Origin of the sequence: Xenorhabdus khoisanae (assembly GCF_001037465.1) — a bacterium.
Classification (GTDB): Bacteria; Pseudomonadota; Gammaproteobacteria; order Enterobacterales; family Enterobacteriaceae; genus Xenorhabdus; species Xenorhabdus khoisanae.
The window spans coordinates 1-723 of record NZ_LFCV01000239.1 but is presented as its reverse complement, the minus strand read 5'-3'; the positions used below and the strand labels follow the sequence as shown (position 1 = coordinate 723).

The 723-nt window shown below is 59.8% G+C and carries 1 protein-coding gene; it reads right to left on the bottom strand.

Features of this window, described 5'->3' with window-relative positions:
* On the bottom strand, positions 1-594 hold a 594-nt coding region (locus AB204_RS20480; RefSeq protein WP_047965226.1), incomplete at its 3' end, for a phage portal protein.
* Positions 595-723 lie beyond the last annotated feature (129 nt).

The following is a 723-nucleotide window of genomic DNA, read 5'->3' as shown; positions in this document are numbered from 1 at the left end:
CCGGGAGCCGTGCTCTTCGGTCGCCAGCCCTAACCCGATCGCCTGCCGGGCATAGGCCACCGGGCTTAACCCGGTCAGGCCATTGAGCGTAAAGATACGCACATGCCAGATGTCAGCCTGCGTCAGGGTGGCGGTGTCACCGTTCGGGAAAGTCACCTGATATTCCGGCAGCCAGTCGTTATTGAGTTTGGGGACCACACTGCCCGGGTCGAGCGGTAATAATTCCACCACCTCCCCCAGTGCCTTCACCTTATAGGCATAGAAGTTCCCCCGCAGGCACAGGCAGGCCACCAGTAATTCCCAGAACTCCTGCGGGGTCATGTAGTTGTTGGGTTTGACCGACAGCAGTTTATGCAGCCGCTCTTCGACAGCACGCTGATTCCCCCGCCCCCGTTGTTCGTACAGTGAACAGGGCAGCATGCCGACCGATTCCGCCAGTACCCGCACACAGCTAAAGACCGCCGTAAGCTGCATGGCTAACTGCGGGCTGACCTGCCGTCCGGTGTAGGTATCATACGAGAGGCCGATTAGTTCACTCAGGTCACGGGAAGTCATCGGTTCAGCGGATTTTCGAAACAGGCCGGGAAAGAACATCAGGCCTCCTTACCGGGTTTATGGCTGAGCACGCGTGAGACCAGATACGACCAGCCAAGGCACAGACCACCGGCGACAATAAACCCCGCCGCGGGCAGCAGCAGCCACGCCCCGTAAGACAACAGGCCG